At 51.5% G+C, this 17,642-nt stretch carries 12 protein-coding genes; 4 read left to right on the top strand and 8 right to left on the bottom strand.

All coding sequences use genetic code 11. The features are described from left to right. The first annotated feature begins 88 nt into the window (after positions 1–88). A complete protein-coding gene (locus Q9292_RS10295; protein ID WP_194747667.1) occupies positions 89–1,639 on the top strand; it encodes a DEAD/DEAH box helicase in 1,551 nt (516 codons plus the stop codon). Positions 1,640–1,648: 9 nt separating this feature from the next. Further along, positions 1,649–3,100 (top strand): DEAD/DEAH box helicase, encoded by a 1,452-nt coding sequence (locus Q9292_RS10300; protein ID WP_313987649.1) that lies wholly within the window; start codon positions 1,649–1,651, stop codon positions 3,098–3,100. A 122-nt stretch (positions 3,101–3,222) separates the two neighbouring features. Here the strand turns inward: Q9292_RS10300 and Q9292_RS10305 are convergent, their stop codons facing one another. The 7 genes from Q9292_RS10305 to dnaE all read right to left on the bottom strand — a co-directional run bounded on the left by Q9292_RS10305 (position 3,223) and on the right by dnaE (position 14,997). Continuing rightward, the gene (locus Q9292_RS10305; protein ID WP_275355342.1) at positions 3,223–3,645 is read right to left on the bottom strand and encodes a group II truncated hemoglobin; all 423 of its coding nucleotides are present in this window, start codon (positions 3,643–3,645) and stop codon (positions 3,223–3,225) included. Positions 3,646–3,656: 11 nt separating this feature from the next. After that, entirely contained in the window at positions 3,657–4,853 is a 1,197-nt protein-coding gene (gene purT / locus Q9292_RS10310) for a formate-dependent phosphoribosylglycinamide formyltransferase (protein ID WP_313987652.1), read from the bottom strand. A 155-nt stretch (positions 4,854–5,008) separates the two neighbouring features. Beyond that, positions 5,009–6,424 carry a sigma-54-dependent transcriptional regulator gene (locus tag Q9292_RS10315; protein ID WP_194747671.1) on the bottom strand — a complete coding sequence of 472 codons (1,416 nt, stop codon included), beginning with the start codon at positions 6,422–6,424 and terminating at the stop codon, positions 5,009–5,011. 17 nt (positions 6,425–6,441) lie between these two features. Next, a complete protein-coding gene (locus Q9292_RS10320; RefSeq protein WP_313987657.1) occupies positions 6,442–8,808 on the bottom strand; it encodes a TonB-dependent receptor in 2,367 nt (788 codons plus the stop codon). Positions 8,809–9,026: 218 nt separating this feature from the next. After that, entirely contained in the window at positions 9,027–10,478 is a 1,452-nt protein-coding gene (gene tilS / locus Q9292_RS10325; RefSeq protein WP_313987660.1) for a tRNA lysidine(34) synthetase TilS, read from the bottom strand. Between the two features lie 10 nt (positions 10,479–10,488). Continuing rightward, positions 10,489–11,484, bottom strand: coding sequence for an acetyl-CoA carboxylase carboxyltransferase subunit alpha (locus Q9292_RS10330; protein WP_194747675.1), 996 nt, complete (start codon positions 11,482–11,484; stop codon positions 10,489–10,491). A 33-nt stretch (positions 11,485–11,517) separates the two neighbouring features. Continuing rightward, positions 11,518–14,997, bottom strand: a complete 3,480-nt coding sequence (gene dnaE / locus Q9292_RS10335; RefSeq protein ID WP_313987663.1) for a DNA polymerase III subunit alpha — start codon at positions 14,995–14,997, stop codon at positions 11,518–11,520. A gap of 184 nt (positions 14,998–15,181) precedes the next feature. Here dnaE and tpx (Q9292_RS10340) point away from each other — a divergent pair, with 184 nt between their 5' ends. Together tpx (Q9292_RS10340) and tpx (Q9292_RS10345) are read left to right on the top strand one after the other, a co-directional pair. Next, the gene (gene tpx / locus Q9292_RS10340; RefSeq protein ID WP_275355350.1) at positions 15,182–15,688 is read left to right on the top strand and encodes a thiol peroxidase; all 507 of its coding nucleotides are present in this window, start codon (positions 15,182–15,184) and stop codon (positions 15,686–15,688) included. Between the two features lie 88 nt (positions 15,689–15,776). Beyond that, the gene (gene tpx, locus Q9292_RS10345; protein WP_194747678.1) at positions 15,777–16,280 is read left to right on the top strand and encodes a thiol peroxidase; all 504 of its coding nucleotides are present in this window, start codon (positions 15,777–15,779) and stop codon (positions 16,278–16,280) included. Positions 16,281–16,370: 90 nt separating this feature from the next. Here the strand turns inward: tpx (Q9292_RS10345) and fabF are convergent, their stop codons facing one another. Further along, positions 16,371–17,603 (bottom strand): beta-ketoacyl-ACP synthase II, encoded by a 1,233-nt coding sequence (gene fabF / locus Q9292_RS10350; RefSeq protein ID WP_194747679.1) that lies wholly within the window; start codon positions 17,601–17,603, stop codon positions 16,371–16,373. Between the last annotated feature and the right edge of the window lie 39 nt (positions 17,604–17,642).

The raw sequence follows: 17,642 nt of genomic DNA on the forward strand, positions 1-17,642 counted from the left end.
CTACATGCACACTTTGTGCAATGTAATTGACTGGCTTTGCATTTGCTTTACTAGCGCCCTTTTTAATTGTTGATGAAAGGGACATTCCTTGTCTTTTGCAGATTTAAATCTCGACCCCTCCATTTTGCGCGCATTGACCGACGCAGGCTATGAAAACCCAACACCGATTCAGGCACAATCTATTCCTGAAGCATTGCAAGGCCGTGACATTATGGCTTCTGCACAAACCGGCACCGGCAAGACCGCTGCATTTACCCTGCCCGCTTTAAACTTGCTGGCAACACCACACCCGGTGCGCAGCCGTGGCCCACGTATCCTCGTACTGACACCAACCCGTGAACTGGCTGCACAAGTGAATGAAGCCGCACGTAAATACGGTAAATTCTTGCGTGCACGCTGCATCAGCATTGTGGGTGGCATGCCTTACCCATTGCAAAACAAGCTGCTGTCGCAACCACTGGATATTCTGGTAGCAACGCCAGGCCGTTTTATTGATCACCTTGAGCGTGGCCGCATTGACCTGAGCCGCCTGCAGATGCTGGTGCTGGATGAAGCTGACCGCATGCTGGATATGGGCTTTATGCCGGATGTAGAGCGTATTTGCGAAGCCTTGCCTGCTGAGCGCCAAACTTTACTGTTCTCTGCCACTCTTGACGGGATTATGGATATCGGCAAACGTTTCCTCAATAATCCACTCACTATTCAGGTGGCTGGTCAAAAAGAAAAACATGCCAACATTGAACAACGTTTGCACTTTGTGGATGACATGAACCACAAGAACAAACTGCTGGAGCACTTGCTGATTGCACCAGATGTCAATCAAACCATTATTTTCACCAGCACCAAGCGCCATGCCGATTTGTTGGCTGAAGACTTGTATGCTGCCGGCCATAGCACTGCCGCATTGCACGGCGACATGACTCAAGGTGCGCGTAACCGCACGCTGACAAAATTGCGCCACGGCGATGTAAAAGTGCTGGTAGCGACGGATGTTGCAGCGCGCGGCATTGATGTACAAGGTATTTCACACGTCATTAACTACGACCTGCCTAAATTTGCTGAAGACTATGTACACCGCATTGGCCGTACTGGCCGCGCCAACAATACCGGCGTTGCGATTTCGTTTGCTTCAAACGCCGATCGTCATTTGCTGCGCAAAATCGAGCAATATACTGGCCAGAAATTACAGGCTGAAGTGATTGCCGGTTTTGAGCCAAAACGTGCGGTACGCATGGATGATGGCGATAGCCGTCGTGGCAAGCGCCCTGGCAAACCACAAGGTAAAGGTGGCTTCCGTCGCGACGAGCGTTCAGCACAGCCAAAATCATTTGGTGAACGTGTTGCACGTGAAGGCCAGCGCGATGCGCAAAACAATAAGCCACGTGCACCGCGTACCCCAGAAGCTGGACAAAGCAAAGAAGTCAACGGTAACAGCAAGAGCTACAACAAGGATACCGACTTCCAGTTTGCCCGCGCATTGGCGGACGAGTTTGGCCAGCGCCGCCCACGTCCAACCAATAGCCAGGAACGCTTTGGCAACCCTAACGCCAGCCGTAGCAATCAAAAACCACGTCCAGCGGGAAAATCCTTTGGTGACAATGGTGGTGGCGCCGCCAAACGTCCTCGTTCATTTGCCTAAGCCTAGCCTATGACTGAGCAAACCATTGTAGATTTTCGTGCGCTCGGCCTGGCCGAGCCGCTGTTGAAAGCGATTGAGGAATCCGGGTATACCACGCCGACGCCGATTCAGGCGCAGGCGATTCCTCTTGCCTTGCAGCACATGGATTTGATGGCCGGTGCGCAAACAGGGACGGGCAAAACGGCGGCGTTTTCGCTGCCAATTTTGCATACCTTGCTGCCATTGGCCAGCACCAGCACCTCGCCAGCCAAGCATCCCATCCGGGCCTTGGTGCTGGCGCCGACACGTGAGCTGGCGATTCAGGTATACGACAACATCAAAACCTATGCCAAACACACGGCTTTGCGTAGTACTGTGGTGTATGGCGGTGTAGATATCAAGACGCAAACGCCTATCCTCAAGACAGGCGTTGAAATCCTGGTCGCGACACCCGGCCGCCTGCTGGACCATGTCGAGCAAAAAACCTTGTCGTTAAACCAGGTACAGTTTCTGGTATTGGACGAAGCCGACCGCATGCTGGATATGGGCTTTATGCCTGACTTGAAGCGCATTCTGGCCTTGTTGCCAAAACAGCGGCAAAATCTGATGTTCTCGGCGACGTTTTCTGATGAAATCAAAAAACTGGCAGATGCGTTTTTAAATAATCCGACATTGATTGAAGTGGCACGCAGCAACGCCACCAACGACAATGTGGAACAAAAAGCGTTTTTGGTGAACACTGACCAGAAACAACGTTTTTTGGTACAACTGCTCAAGCAATACCCCAATCAGCAAGTGATTGTTTTTACCAAAACCAAGCTTTCGGCCAGCAAACTGGCCAGAGCCCTGGAACGTGATCAGGTGCCTTGTAGCGCGATTCATGGTGACAAGTCACAAAAAGAACGGATCGAAGCGCTTGATGCGTTTAAGGCGGGCACTATTCACGCCTTGGTTGCAACCGATGTTGCCGCACGCGGTCTGGACATCACGGACTTGCCATTGGTGGTTAACTACGAAATCTCTACTGCGCCAGAAGATTACGTGCACCGTATTGGCCGTACAGGCCGTGCAGGCGCTAAAGGCATTGCCATTTCGCTGATCGACGAGGATGAAACCAAGTATTTTGACGAGATTGAAAAGCTCATCAAAAAACAGATTCCAAAAGAAAAAGCGAATGTCAGCAGCAGTACGACCCCTACGCGTTCACGCCCCTCTAAAGCCTCCAGCGGCAAGGATGCCTGGTTTGAGCAGCCTTACCAGCCAGCCGCCGCCACGGCCGCGCCCAAAGCAGTCACGGCAAAATCTGCAGCAAACGTAAAACGCAAAGTGGTTGCCGCGCTGCTGGGTGGATTTGGCTTTAAAGCGACGCCGCAAAACCGCACGCAAGCCAAGCGCACGACAGGCAGGTCTAAGCAGAAATCAGATCTCCCTGCTCAGCAACCTGCTGAAAATACAGCGGAGACCGCGAATATTGAGTCCTAAGCCTGCAATCCCAGAGACGACACTGAAGTCCTGGAACTGGGATCGCGATGATGACAAAGCCCCGAGAGTCGGGGCTTTTTCTTTCTGCGGATGAGAGTTTGAGCTTGCGAATATTAAGGGGATTAACCCTCGCGATTGCGCATAAAATCCGCCACGCCATACAATTGATTGGCAATATGCTTCATCAGCGACTCTTCAAACTGTAAGGTATGCATGGCTTTAATCATGCAATACATCCATTGATCGCGCTCGGACTCACCAATGGAAAACGGCAAATGTCGTGCCCGTAATCTGGGATGACCATAGCGTTCGATATACAACTGCGGCCCGCCCGTCCAGCCAGTTAAAAACATAAACAGCTTTTCGCGTGCCTCGGTGAGATCTGGCTGGTGAATGGCGCGTAAACCCGCCGCTTTTGGGTCGCTATCCATGATGTCATAAAAGGTTTCCACCAGCTGTCGGATGGTCTCAGTCCCTTTTTCTGTGCCGCCCAGCCAGTCAAACAACGATTGTTTGGCGGTATTTGGCTCTTGAATTTCAGTCATTGCCACACCAGTTATCCTGCGACTTTAGGCGTGACCAGACCCGCAGCCTCTTTGGCACGCGCACGCGCGAGGTCAGTATTATCAGCGGTCGCCAAGGCGACGCCCATGCGACGCCGCACAAAAGACTCCGGCTTGCCAAACAGGCGAATCTCGCTGTTAGGTACTGACATGGCCGCTTCCAGGCCGTGATAGGCCAGTGTTTTGGTATCTGCACCGCCATAAATGACGGCGCTTGCGCCAGTCTCACGCTGAGTCACATCCACAGGCAAGCCTAAAATCGCACGTGCATGCAGTTCAAACTCGTTCAGGCGCTGCGTGCACATGGTGACCATCCCCGTGTCGTGCGGACGAGGACTAACCTCAGAGAACCAAACCTGCTCACCTTTGACAAACAGCTCGACGCCAAACAAGCCCTGACCACCCAAGGCATCCGTCACTTTTTTGGCAATGTCCTGAGCATTTTTCAAGGCTAGCGCATCCATTGCTTGTGGCTGCCAGCTCTCAACGTAATCGCCCTGCTTTTGCACATGGCCAATCGGCGCGCAAAAATGCGTTTCAATCTCGCCAGCGGCATTTTTGGCACGCACGGTTAACAAGGTGATTTCATAATCAAAATCAATCTGACCTTCGACAATCACCACCCCTTGATTGACACGCCCCGCACTGGCGGCATACTCCCAGGCGGCCTTCACTTCTGAGGCTTGTGTAATGCGGGATTGACCTTTACCAGACGAAGACATGGTGGGCTTGATAAAGCATGGATAACCAATACCACCGTCAATCGCTGCTTGCAATTCAGCTTCAGAACGGGCAAACGCATACGGTGACGTCGGCAGGTTTAATTCTTCCGCGGCCAGCCGGCGTATCCCTTCACGGTTCATGGTGAGTTGCACGGCACGTACAGTAGGCACCACCGTGACGCCTGTGGCTTCAATCTCGGCCAGCGCCTGCGTATTCAACGCCTCGATTTCCGGGACGATATAATGTGGTTTGACCTGACTCACCAAGGTTTTAAGCGCATCCGCGTCAGTCATATCAATCGCATAGGCATGATGGGCAACTTGGTGACCAGGCGCATGCTCATAACGGTCAACCGCAATGACTTCCACCCCCAAACGCTGCAAGGCAATAATCACCTCTTTGCCAAGTTCGCCACTGCCCAACAACATGACTTTGGTCGCATTTGCGCTTAACGGGGTACCAATCATTTTTAGCTCCACTGTAAAAGCGTAATGATACCATGCGCGATTTATGTGCAAGAGGCCGTACGCTTGATTTACATCATGCAACAACCACGCACGGGCATAACAAAACGCCCCGCAGTTGCGAGGCGTTTTATTCAGGATGACAGAGATTCAGCGCGTTATACAGAGATGCCATGTTTATCCATACGATAGCGCATGGTCATTCTCGTGATGCCCAGCAATCTTGCGGCCTTAGAGACATTATTACGCGACTGCTCCAAGGCATTTAGCAGCATGGCCTTTTCTGCATCATCCAGCGTCACTTGGCTGTCGCCTTGCAAGACACTCGCGACCTGGTTCATGCCAACCTGAGGCAAGCCCAAGTCAAGCTCGGAAATCATAGACTGTGTGCACATCAAAACCGCACGGCTGATTTGATGCCGCAACTCACGGACATTGCCCGGCCAGTGATAGGTTTGCATTGCCATCAATGCCGCGGCGCTGAACTCATGATGCGGCAGGGCGTAGCGCTTCTCAGTCAGTTGCCGGAAATAATTAGCCAGCAACAAGACATCTGCCCCACGATCACGCAAGGGAGGCATTTTCATGGTGATCACGTTCAGTCGGTAATACAGATCCGAACGGAAGCGCCCCTCATTCGACATCTGGTATAAATCACGATTGGTGGCGGCGATAATACGCGCGTTCACTGGACGCTCCTTGGTAGAGCCCAAGCGACGCACCATTCTGCGCTCAAGTACATTGAGTAATTTTGCCTGTAAACCCAACGGCAACTCGCCAATTTCATCGAGGAACAAGGTACCATCTTCTGCAGATTCGATCAGGCCTGGCCGCGAGGAAACTGCATTGGTAAATGCGCCTTTCTCATGCCCAAACAGCTCGCTCTCAATCAACTCAGCCGGTAAAGAGGCACAATCCACATGCACAAAAGGTTTGTCATGATTGGCACAACTGCCATGCAAAAAACGTGCAACAACGTCTTTGCCCGTGCCGGTTTCCCCAGTAATCAACACCGTCGGTTGCACGGCATCACTGAGCGCACTTAACTGGGCAATACGCGTGATCTGTTGGCGCACACTTTGCATAGGCGTACTTTCGCCTATCAGTTGAACGGAGTCATTAGCAACGGCATTGCGCTGGCGCGAGTAATCCAGGCTGGTTTGCAGTTCTGTCGTCTTCTCGTTTTTCTGAATAATGAGCAATAACTCTTCGAGATCAATAGGTTTTTTTAAATAATCAATGGCCCCCAGCTTGATGGCATTGACCGCATCACTCACGTCACCAAACGCAGTCATGACAATCGTATTGATATTTCTGGCAATAAACTCTGATAACAGGTCTAGACCATTGCCATCGGGCAGGCGCATATCCAACAGCGCCATATCCGGTTCAAACTGCTTGATTAGCAGTCTTGCATCGCTTAAAGATTCTGCGTGCTCGCACTCAAATCCTGCTTTTTGCAAACGCTTAACCACCGCGCGCGCAAAAAGCGCCTCATCCTCTACCAGCAAGATTTTTTTCTTGAGAGGCATTAAGCTGGATTTATCCACTGATGATGAAAGTTGTGAAAGCACGCATCCTCCTCGTTTATTTAGTCTTTATCGTAAGAAGCGACTGACTTTTTGACGCCAAAATCGTAACGCGCACCGATCCAGCCTGCTCTTGGCGCACCAGGGGCATAAAACGTATCGTTGGTTTCATTGCCGCTAAACTGGCCGGTAGTCGGGTCAATCGGATTCTGACCCAGCATGCCCAAGCTGTAATACTCGCGGTCAAACACATTATTCACACGGGCGAAGATGTTCCAGCCATTGTCAAACCGGTAGTTTGTGAACAGATTCACTACCGTATAACCACGGACTTTTGCGCCAGAGCTTGTATCCTTGTTGTTTTCGTTGCCACGGGAGTACTGGCTGGAGAAAGCCACAATATTGCTGCCCACATTCCAGGCAGAAGTCACGTCATAGCCCAAGCCCAGTTTAAACTGATGTTTTGGGATGCCAGCCATGTAATCTCCCTTGTTCACCTGAATAAAGCTGTTTCCAGAACCTGCTGGATCTGGAATAGCACTGGTATTCACTTCATTGGCAATCTGGAAGGAAGACTCATAGGTGGCCTGCACAAAGCTGTAGCCCAGATTCCATGAAAACGCATCCATACGCCCAGCCAAACTTGCATCAATCCCCTGACGCTTGGTTTTGCTGATATTAGAGAAAAAGCCAGCGCCATTATTGACAGCAGTCGCAGAGGTCAGAAACTGAATGTCATTGGTGTTGATCGTATGATAGGCACCCAGACTCCAGGTGACTGTGGGTGTCAGGAAGCCACGCAAGCCGGCATCATAGGTTTTGCTAACCACTTGCTTGAGTGGTGGGTCACCGGCCATTGCGTTAGGCAATTTACAAGGATTGTTTTCATCCGCACATCCCAGCTCGATAGAGGTAGGCGCACGGCTGCTTTCACTATAAGAGGCATACGCCGTCAATTGATTGCTGGGCGTAAAATTAATCCCCAAAGACGGATTCAACCGATTGAAGGAATGCGTGCCGGTCAGCGAGCCAGAACCACTGGGGGTGATCTTGTCATCATTATCAATTTTGGTGGTGTTGTAACGGGCAGAGGCGGTCACATGCCAGTAGGGATTCAAAGACAAGGTATCCGTCGCAAAGACGCTCCATGTGCGGTTCACACCGCTCAAATTCACTTGGTCAGTCAAGGCATTAAGTTCGCCAGTGCCATCCACGCCACGGTAGCTGTTTAACAAGCCAAACTCGGTATTCTGCGAGAACTTGGTCTTACCGCGGTTGTAGCCCAAGCCGCTGATAAACTGATTTTTCAGGCCCAGTAAATCTTGAGAAAAGGTTAACTGTGAGGTAAAGCCGTAACTTTTCTGCGTTAATCTGCTGCGGTTAATCGCGCCAGAGCAGTTCTCATCAGCATCATTGCCAGCCAAGCAATCTGAATTATTGTCACCTAACCCGCCAGCAGCCAATTCAAAACCATCATTTAAGTCACCATTGAAGGTTTTGGTACGCACATCACGGTAATAAACATTCCCACTTAACTGAATGTCGTCAGCAAAGTAATGGCTCAAATTAAGGTTTACAAAAGCCATGTTGTTCTTGGTTTGGTCAGGCACGGTAAAATTGCTTTTGTAGCCCAAAGAATCCAGCAAACTGCCTGCTTGCAAACCATTGCCACGCATTTTGTTATCTGCGAGCGACAAGCTGACATTGACAGAGGTTTTTTCATTCTGCCAACCGGCCTTGGTAAACAACTGCTTGACGCGGGAGGCTGAAAAACTGCGCCAGCCATCCTCTTCAAAACTGTTGCCAGAGATAAAGAAATCTTTAGAACCGTCTTCGGACACGCCACCATATTCTGCATTCAACACATGACGGCCCCAGGAACCAGTGTAAGCTTCAACAGCGCCGCCCTGGTTGGTACGGCCACTCTTGGTCTGCACTGAAATCGCCCCACCTAAAGTGTTCAAACCAAACAATGGGTTAGAGCCTGGAATCAAAGTCATCTGATTAATGGCGTTCATCGGAATCAGGTCCCAGTTCACCACATCACCAAAGGCTTCGTTCACACGTACGCCATCGACATACACGGACAATCCTTGTGGCGTGCCAAGCAAAGGGGAAGCGGTAAAACCGTGATAGTTCACATCGGGCTGGAATGGGTTGTTCTGTGTTTCATTCACATTCACCCCAAGCATGTTCTGGTTCATGTAGTCACCTAATGTCAGGCTCTTTTGCTTGACCAGCTCTTTTTGTTTGACTTGCTGCACGCCGGCAGGAATGTGCTCAAGAGGCACACCAACCCCATTCAGCGGCGTGGTGCTGATGACCTCGACTTTATCCAATTGCACCTCTTCAGCTTGCACAGCGACCGCATGCGCCGCATAAGCAGAGAGAATGGCCATCAACAATGGTTTGACTGCTTGTTTATTCATAACGAATGATCCTTTTCCCGAGAATACTTAAATGAATGTCTTTTGGCTGCAAAAAACACTCAAGGTATTGAGCAAAAATCATTCCATTGTGAGGCTAAAAAAATATCTTTTTTTAATCAATGAGATAAAAATAAATCTGGTTTATTACAACCAGATTTTATCTTAAAATTGGTTTATTACAACCAATTTAAAAACCACCATTGGATATATACAACCAATTACAGAAGAGAGGGAGACGGCGTCAGGCTGATTTCCAGACCGTAAGCATTACGGCCAGGCTGCCAGGCGGCATCCACGGCGAGACCTGCCAGTGAGACCAGCGTTTCAGAAGCGCCTGGATGGGTGGTGGCCACTTGGACCAAAGGATAAAAAGCACGCTGCCATGGCGGAATGCCCAGCATTTGAAAGAGGACTTTCAATTCACGTCGTGGACGCTTGGCATCAGGCTGCAAACTCTCACCCCCTGCCCTAGGCATCAACTTGAGCGAAGTGCCTTCAGCAAGCACCAAAGGTTGTCCATACCGCCGGTTAAGGGTAATCGCTGCCGGGGAAACCCCCAGTCTGGCCAAAGCAATCCCGCGCGCTTTCACGACTTTAAACTGCACTTGCCAGTCACCCCATTGCTGCGAGGCTTGTCCTTGCCATACCAGCGGTGTTTGTGGCAATGCGCTTGGTTTGGTAACGCAATACAGGCGTTGCTGGTAATGGTGCAAATAAGCTGACTGAAGCGAGGCTTGCCCTTGTAACGGCAAATGCAGATAACGGTTAGGTTTTACCGATGAAAGCTGCTGCCAATAGTCTTGCAATTGATCCTGATTGGGCATCCGTAACTGCAACTGTTGAAACCAATGGCGGAGCAAGTTTTTGGCGCGGACATCACCCAATGCATACAGCTTTGACATCGCAATCGATTGCCCCAGCCATTCAGCTTGTAAATCACATTGCGCCAAGTCCTGACTGGCCAGTATATCCAGCAAACTCTGCGCGTCTGCCATGTGCCCCGCCGTTCTCAACAACGACTGATCCACTTGCGGATAACGTTCGCGCAACACTGGTATCACTGCATGACGCATAAAATTGCGGTCGTAAGCCGTATCTGCGTTGCTTTCGTCTTCTACCCATTGCAAGTGGTGTGCGGTGGCAAACTGTAAAAGTGTGGCTTTTGGCACACTTAACAGTGGCCGATACAAGCGGCGTGCACCATCCCACGCGGCCATGGCACTCAAGCCCTTGACCCCAGCGCCTCTTACCAGTTGCAGCATCAACGTCTCTGACTGGTCTTGCAGATGATGAGCCGTCACAATCGCATCTGCACCGATCTGCTGACGCTGTTGCTCTAGGGCATGATAGCGTGCTTCGCGGGCGGTGGCCTCCAGGCCTAGTCCGCTTTGCAAATCTACGCATACCTTGTCAGCAAAAAAAGGGACATTGTAGGTCTGGCAATGGTGTTCACATTGTTGCAACCACGCATCGGCATTAGGACTCAAGCCATGATGCACATGCATGGCTGACAGCCGAAATGGCAATCGCTGGCAGAGCTCTGCCAGCAGATGTAACAACACCATAGAATCTACGCCACCGCTCAGTGCGAGCAGCAGATGTGGTGTGTTGGCATCCGGATTTGACAGCCCAGCCAGAAAACCAGATAACTGGCTTTCCAGGCTGGTCATAAGAGAAGCATTATTTTTCACTGGCCGCTTTAAATTTACCGTAACTCATCAGGCGCTGGTAACGTGTCTCCAGCAACTGCGGTATTTTTTTGGCTTGCAATGCTTTCAACTGTTGGCCGATCGCTTGCGAGACCTTCTCCATCACATCTTCATAATTACGATGTGCGCCACCCAGCGGCTCGTTGATAATGGTATCAATCAAGCCCAAAGACTTGAGCCTGTCTGCGGTAATGCCCAAGGTTTCGGCGGCTTCCGGGGCCTTGCTGGCGCTCTTCCACAAAATGGACGCACACCCTTCAGGCGAAATCACCGAGTAAGTGGAATATTGCAGCATATTCAAATGATCCACCACGCCCAAGGCCAGCGCACCACCAGAACCGCCCTCACCGATCACCACGCCAATAATCGGCGTTTTCAGTTCGGCCATGACATACAAATTGCGTGCAATCGCTTCTGACTGGCCGCGCTCTTCAGCCCCAATGCCGGGATAGGCGCCTGGCGTATCAATAAAGGTGATAATCGGCATCTTGAACTTTTCGGCCAGACGGAACAGGCGCAGCGCCTTGCGGTAGCCTTCAGGACGCGGCATACCGAAATTGCGGTATTGGCGTTCTTTGATATCGCGGCCTTTTTGATGGCCCATGACCATGACCGGAATGCCTTTAAAGCGCGCAATGCCGCCGACAATGGCCGGGTCATCTGCATAGGCACGGTCGCCATGCAACTCCTGGAAATCAGTAAACAAGGCATTGATATAGTCTGCAGTATAGGGGCGCTGCGGATGGCGGGCCACCTGGGAAATCTGCCAGGCAGTCAAGGCCTGGAAGGTATCCTGCAATAACTTGGTATTCTTCTTTTGTAACAAATCCAGCTCTTTGGAAATATCCAGAGAGTCATGTTCGTCATGCGAAACTTGTAGCGCGTCAATCCGCTTTTCCAGTTCGGCAATCGGTTGTTCAAAATCAAGATAAGTCAGTTTACTAGGCGTTAAACGTTTTACACTCATTGGAATTCCAATATGAATTCTTTAGAAAAAAGTTCAGGCATTATAAAGGATTTTGACGTTTTCTTTAGACAACCAGCCCTGTAAATTGTGTAGCAGGTCATCATGCAGCACGACTTGCCAGTCATCGCCTAGCATCAAACTCACCTGCGCAGACTGGTTATGGTAGTCGACTTTGATCGGACAACGCTTCTGCTCCTCACCGGCGTAGCGATAAGGCGTTAATACTGTCATGAGACGCTGCACATCCGAAGTGCCATTGCAGCTCAAGGTCAGCATTTGCGCAAAACGGTTACGCACGGCGGCCAGATCATAGAGTTTACGGGCGCTGACGCGGATGCCACCGGAGAACTCATCATTACTGATGCGCCCTTCTACCACCAGCAGCTGGTCTTCCTTGATCCACTGTGCGTGCTGATTCAACAGTTCGCTACCGACGACCACATCCACGCGACCGACGGCATCATCCAGCGTCACAATCGCCATTTTCCCACGCTGCGTCATGCGGACACGTACACCCATGACCACCCCGGCCAGCAGTTTCGGCTGCTCTTGTGGCGCCAGCTCACCCAGATTGCCTTTGATAAAGGGACCAAGCTGCGCTTTGTAGCTTAAATAAGGGTGGCCACTCAAGTAAAAACCCAGCGCCGTTTTTTCTTCTTGCAAGGCCTGCTCAGGGCTCCAGGCGGCAATATCCGGTAAAGCATGCTGCGTTTCGATCACCCCGCCAAACAGGCAATCTTGCCCGGCGTGTGCCGCGCCCTGCTCTGCGACACTGATCGCCCTATCCAGGCCCGCCAGCAACGCAGCCCGGTTAGGTTCCAGCTTGTCAAAAGCACCGGCGCGGATCAGGGATTCAATCACCCGACGGTTGACCTTGCGCAAATCCAGGCGCTGACAAAAATCGAATAAGTCTTTGAAAGGGCCTTGAGACTGACGGGACGCCATAATCAACTCAATCGCCGCCAGGCCGGTGCCTTTAATAGCGCCCAGGCCGTAAAGCACCTGCTGCGCATTGAGCGGCTTGAACTGATAGACACTGGCATTGATGTCTGGCGGCAACACTTCGATATGATTGGCGCCGCAGTCATCAAAAAACGTATGCACGTTATCGGTATTGTTCATATCGGCAGACATGGTCGCCGCCAGAAAAGCCGCCGGGTAATGCGCTTTGAGGTAAGCGGTATGATAAGCCACCAAGGCATACGCTGCCGCATGCGACTTGTTAAAGCCGTACCCCGCGAACTTTTCCAGCAAGTCAAACAAATCGTTGGACTGCTGCAAGGTCAGGCCATTTTTGAGCGCACCTTCATTAAAGATTTCGCGCTGTTTGACCATCTCTTCCGGCTTTTTCTTACCCATGGCGCGGCGCAGCAAGTCTGCACCACCAAGACTATACCCGGCGACCACCTGGGCGATCTGCATCACCTGTTCCTGATACACGGCAATACCGTAAGTTTCCTTGAGAATAGATTCGGTCGACGGGTGCGGGTATTCCACGCGCTGCGTGCCATGTTTACGGCGGCAGAAGTCTGGAATCAGATCCATTGGGCCAGGACGGTACAAGGCAACCAGCGCAATAATGTCTTCAAACAAGTCTGGCTTGGCTTGCTTAAGCATATCTTTCATGCCGCGCGATTCCAGCTGGAACACCGCTGTCGTATTGGCTGTTTTCAGCAGATGGTAGCTACGCTTGTCATCGAGCGGAATCGTCTCAAAACTCAGTGGAGGCAACGTTTCTTGCGCGCGCTGCGCATTGGCGTTTTCAAGCGCCATATTGAGGATAGTCAGCGTGCGCAGGCCCAAAAAGTCGAACTTAACCAGGCCGACCGCCTCCACATCATCCTTATCATATTGACTGACCAGACTGTCGCCATTGGGCTGGCAATAGACGGGCGAGAAATCTGAAATCTTGCCAGGCGCAATCAACACCCCCCCGGCGTGCATACCGATGTTACGGACCAGGCCTTCCAGCCGCAATGCCAAAGACAGTAATTCTGCGACCTCTTCTTCTTTTTCGCGGCGCTCTTGCAGTTGCGGCTCTTTTTCCAGTGCGGATTCAAGCGTGATGCCCAGCTCCATTGGAATGAGCTTAGCGATGCCATCGACAAAGTTGAACGGCAAATCCAGCACGCGGCCCACATCGCGGATCACCGCTTTGGCCGCCATGGTCCCGAAGGTGGCGATCTGAGACACCGAAGCCAAGCCATATTTGTGCTTGACGTAATCGATGACGCGATCTCGCCCTTCCTGACAGAAGTCAATATCAAAGTCGGGCATGGAGACCCGCTCCGGGTTTAAGAAACGCTCGAACAGCAGGTTGTATTTGAGCGGGTCGAGGTCGGTAATCCCCAAACTGTAAGCGACCAAAGACCCCGCACCGGAGCCCCGGCCTGGTCCGACTGGCACGCCGTTGTTTTTTGCCCAGTTAATAAAATCGGCCACGATCAAAAAGTAGCCAGGAAACCCCATCTGAATGATGATGCCGCACTCAAACTGCAAGCGCGCTTCGTATTCAGCTCGTTTGGCTTCCCGCAGCTGTTCATCCGGGTACAAATAGGCCAGGCGGTGCTCCAAGCCTGCTTTAGACTGGTCCACCAGATATTGATCCAGACTCTCACCATTAGGCGTCGGAAAATCGGGCAGGTAATTTTTCCCCAAAGTCAGCGTCAGGTTGCAGCGCTTGGCAATCTCCACCGAGTTTTGCAAGGCGATGGGCATATCGGCGAACAAAGCCTGCATTTCTGCCTGGGTTTTCACATACTGGGTGGCGACAAAACGCTTGGGTCTACGGGTATCGGCCAGCACATAGCCTTCCGCGATACAGGTGCGCGCCTCGTGCGCCATAAAGTCATCCGGCGTCTGGAACTGGATCGGATGCGTTGCCACCACAGGTAAATCGAGCTGCTGTGCAATGGCGATGGTTTGTCTGATCAATTGCTCTTGGGCATAGGCTTCGGTATTGCCGGGCACATGTACGCGCTGAACTTCCAGGTAGTAGCGGCCTTCAAATACCCAGGCCCAGTGTGCTGCCGCTTGCAAGGCTTGAGCCTGGTTGCCAGCCTGCAGTGCCTGTCCAATGTCACCGGCAGTAAAGCCCGACAGCAGCAATAGCCCTGCGTTTTTTTGCTGTAACCACTCGGGTTTGATTTCTGCCCGTTCACGGTACTGGTTCTCCAGATAGGCGCGACTGAGTAATTCACACAGATTGCGATAGCCCTGCTGCGTTTGTACCAGTAACAGCAAGCGGTGAGGCTGGTCGCGCTGGAGCGGATTCTCGATCCAGACATCACAGCCCAGAATCGGTTTGAGCCCCTTGCCACGGGCAGCCTTGTAAAACTTGATCGCCCCAAACAGGTTAGCCAGATCGGTCAGCGCAATCGCTGGCATGGCATCACTTTTTGCAGCCTTGACGTAATCATCAATGCGCACCGTGCCATCCACAATGGAATACTCACTGTGGCAACGCAGGTGAATAAATGCAGGTTGGAGAGAGGGTGTTTCAGGCGCTTCCATCACTTTATTTTAACCGCCAACCTGCTTTTTTGTACCCATGCCGACGACAAATAATGTCATTGACAGCCTCAAAAAAGCCATGCAAACCTCGTAAAAAATGGATTGTTGATAGTTGTAAAAAATTGAAACGAACCGGGATTATGTTCTATGATGGCAGGCGTTTTTGTCATAAGCGATAGATCACATGCCCAATGCCACTGCCCTGCTCGATGACCCGATACTGGTGGAGGACGAGCTGCCTGCCGTGGGGCAGCACCTGCCGTATTTCCAGCTAGTTAACCGCGAGCTTGAGGACGTTGCGCTGGATGCCTTTGCAGGTCAGCGCAAGATACTGCATTTTTTCCCAGGCATTGATACGCCCACCAGTGCTAACAGCGTGCGTATTCTTGAGCGCATGGCGCTAGATCTGACTAACACCGCCATCCTGCATATTTCACCGGATTTACCATTCACCATGGCCCGCTTCTGCGCCATGGAAAGCCTGCCGCAATGCATGACTTTATCCACCTTGCGTGGCCGCGACATGCTCAAGAATTATGGCGTGCTCATGATGACCAGCAAACTGGCAGGCCTACCTGCACGCGCCATCATCGTCGCGGACGAAAATGACCGCGTCCTCCACGTTGAATTGGTCAAGGACCTGGTCATGGAACCAGACTACGAAGCCGTGCTTGCGGTGCTGCCCGCCTGATTCCCTTACTTTTTATGTGGTTGATTGCGTTGCGCTGACACGTTAAAGTGCTTGTTTAAGTTTTATTCATCACATTTTGGAGAACACTATGTCTAGCGTTACGCTCAAAGGAAATCCGGTCGCAGTTGGCGGTAAATTTTTAACCAAAGGCGACAAGGCTCCTGATTTTCAATTGGCAGATGCCAAACGCAACCTGCTTGGTCTGGATGCGTTTTCAGGCAAGCGTAAAGTCTTGAACATTTTCCCTAGCATTGATACGCCCACCTGCGCCACCTCAGTGCGCACCTTCAACAAGGAAGCCAGTAGCGTCAGCAACACCGTCGTGCTGTGCGTGTCTGCAGACCTGCCTTTCGCACAAAGCCGTTTCTGCGGTGCAGAAGGTCTGGAGAATGTTGTAACCCTGTCTACCTTCCGCGATACAGCCAAATTTGGCAATGATTATGGCGTCCTGATCACCGATAGCAGCCTGGCAGGCCTGACTGCACGTGCAGTGGTGGTACTGGATGAGAACAATCAGGTATTGCATAGCGAACTGGTTGGCGAAATTGCTGACGAACCAAACTATGCTGCTGCCTTGGCAGTCCTCAAATAAGTCAGCAGATTTGAGTAATAAAAAAAGCCAGCATTAAGCTGGCTTTTTTATTACTGCTTTTATATTGCTAAACACCCGTCTTAAATACTTTTAAACGCGCTTGAACAACAAGCTGCCGTTAGTCCCACCAAAACCAAAATTGTTTTTGAGGGCATATTCAATCTGCAAGTCACGTGCCGTGTTAGCACAGTAATCCAGATCGCAATCCGGATCAGGATTCAACAGATTGATGGTCGGTGGTGAAACCTGATGGTAAATCGATAACACCGTAAAGACCGACTCCAGACCGCCTGCGCCACCGAGCAAGTGACCAGTCATCGATTTGGTCGAATTGACTACCAGCTTGTAGGCATGATCGCCAAACGTTGCCTTGATGGCATTGGTTTCGTTGGTATCGCCCAGGGGCGTCGAGGTCCCGTGCGCATTCATGAACTGGACTTGGTCCGGGTTCACCCCTGCGTTTTTGAGCGCGTTCACCATGGAGCGGCGTGGACCGTCCATATTCGGTGCGGTCATGTGATAGGCATCGGCACTCAAGCCGTAACCTGCCACCTCTGCATAAATTTTGGCACCGCGTGCTTTAGCATGCTCATACTCTTCGAGTACCATCACCCCTGCACCTTCACCGATGACAAACCCATCACGGTCTTTATCCCAGGGACGGCTGGCCGTCGCAGGATCGTCATTGCGTGTAGACAAGGCTCGCGCAGAGGCAAAGCCACCGACACTGAGCTCGGTAATGGCGGCTTCTGCCCCACCTGCCACCATGACATCGGCGTCACCATACTCAATCATACGTGCGGCTTCACCAATGCTATGGGTGCCTGTGGTACAGGCAGTCACCACCGCAATATTCGGCCCCTTGAGACCCAACATGATGGACAAATTGCCGGAGATCATGTTGATGATGGTGCCAGGAATAAAGAATGGCGAGATCTTGCGTGGGCCACCTTCGTCATAACTGTCGTTGGTGGACTCAATCAAGCCCAAACCACCAATCCCGGAACCAATGGTCACGCCAATGCGTTCTGCATTAGCGTCGGTCACTTCCAGGCCAGAATCACGGAAAGCCTCCAAGCCAGCAGCCAGACCGTACTGGATAAAAGTATCCATGCGGCGTGCATCCTTGGCTGGAATAAAGTCTTCAGCGTTGAATCCCTTAACCTCACCTGCGATTTGCGAGGCAAATGGGGTAGGATCAAATTTAGTGATACGGGTAATGCCTGATTGACCAGCGACCAGATTGTTCCAAGCGGTTTGGGTACCAATCCCTACTGGAGACACCACGCCCAAGCCAGTTACTACTACTCTGCGTTTCGTCATAATAGAAAATCAGCCCTCTTGCGAGGGCTGATTGAAGAA

This window comes from Methylophilus sp. VKM B-3414 (assembly GCF_032248435.1).
In the GTDB taxonomy this organism is placed as follows: Bacteria; Pseudomonadota; Gammaproteobacteria; order Burkholderiales; family Methylophilaceae; genus Methylophilus; species Methylophilus glucosoxydans.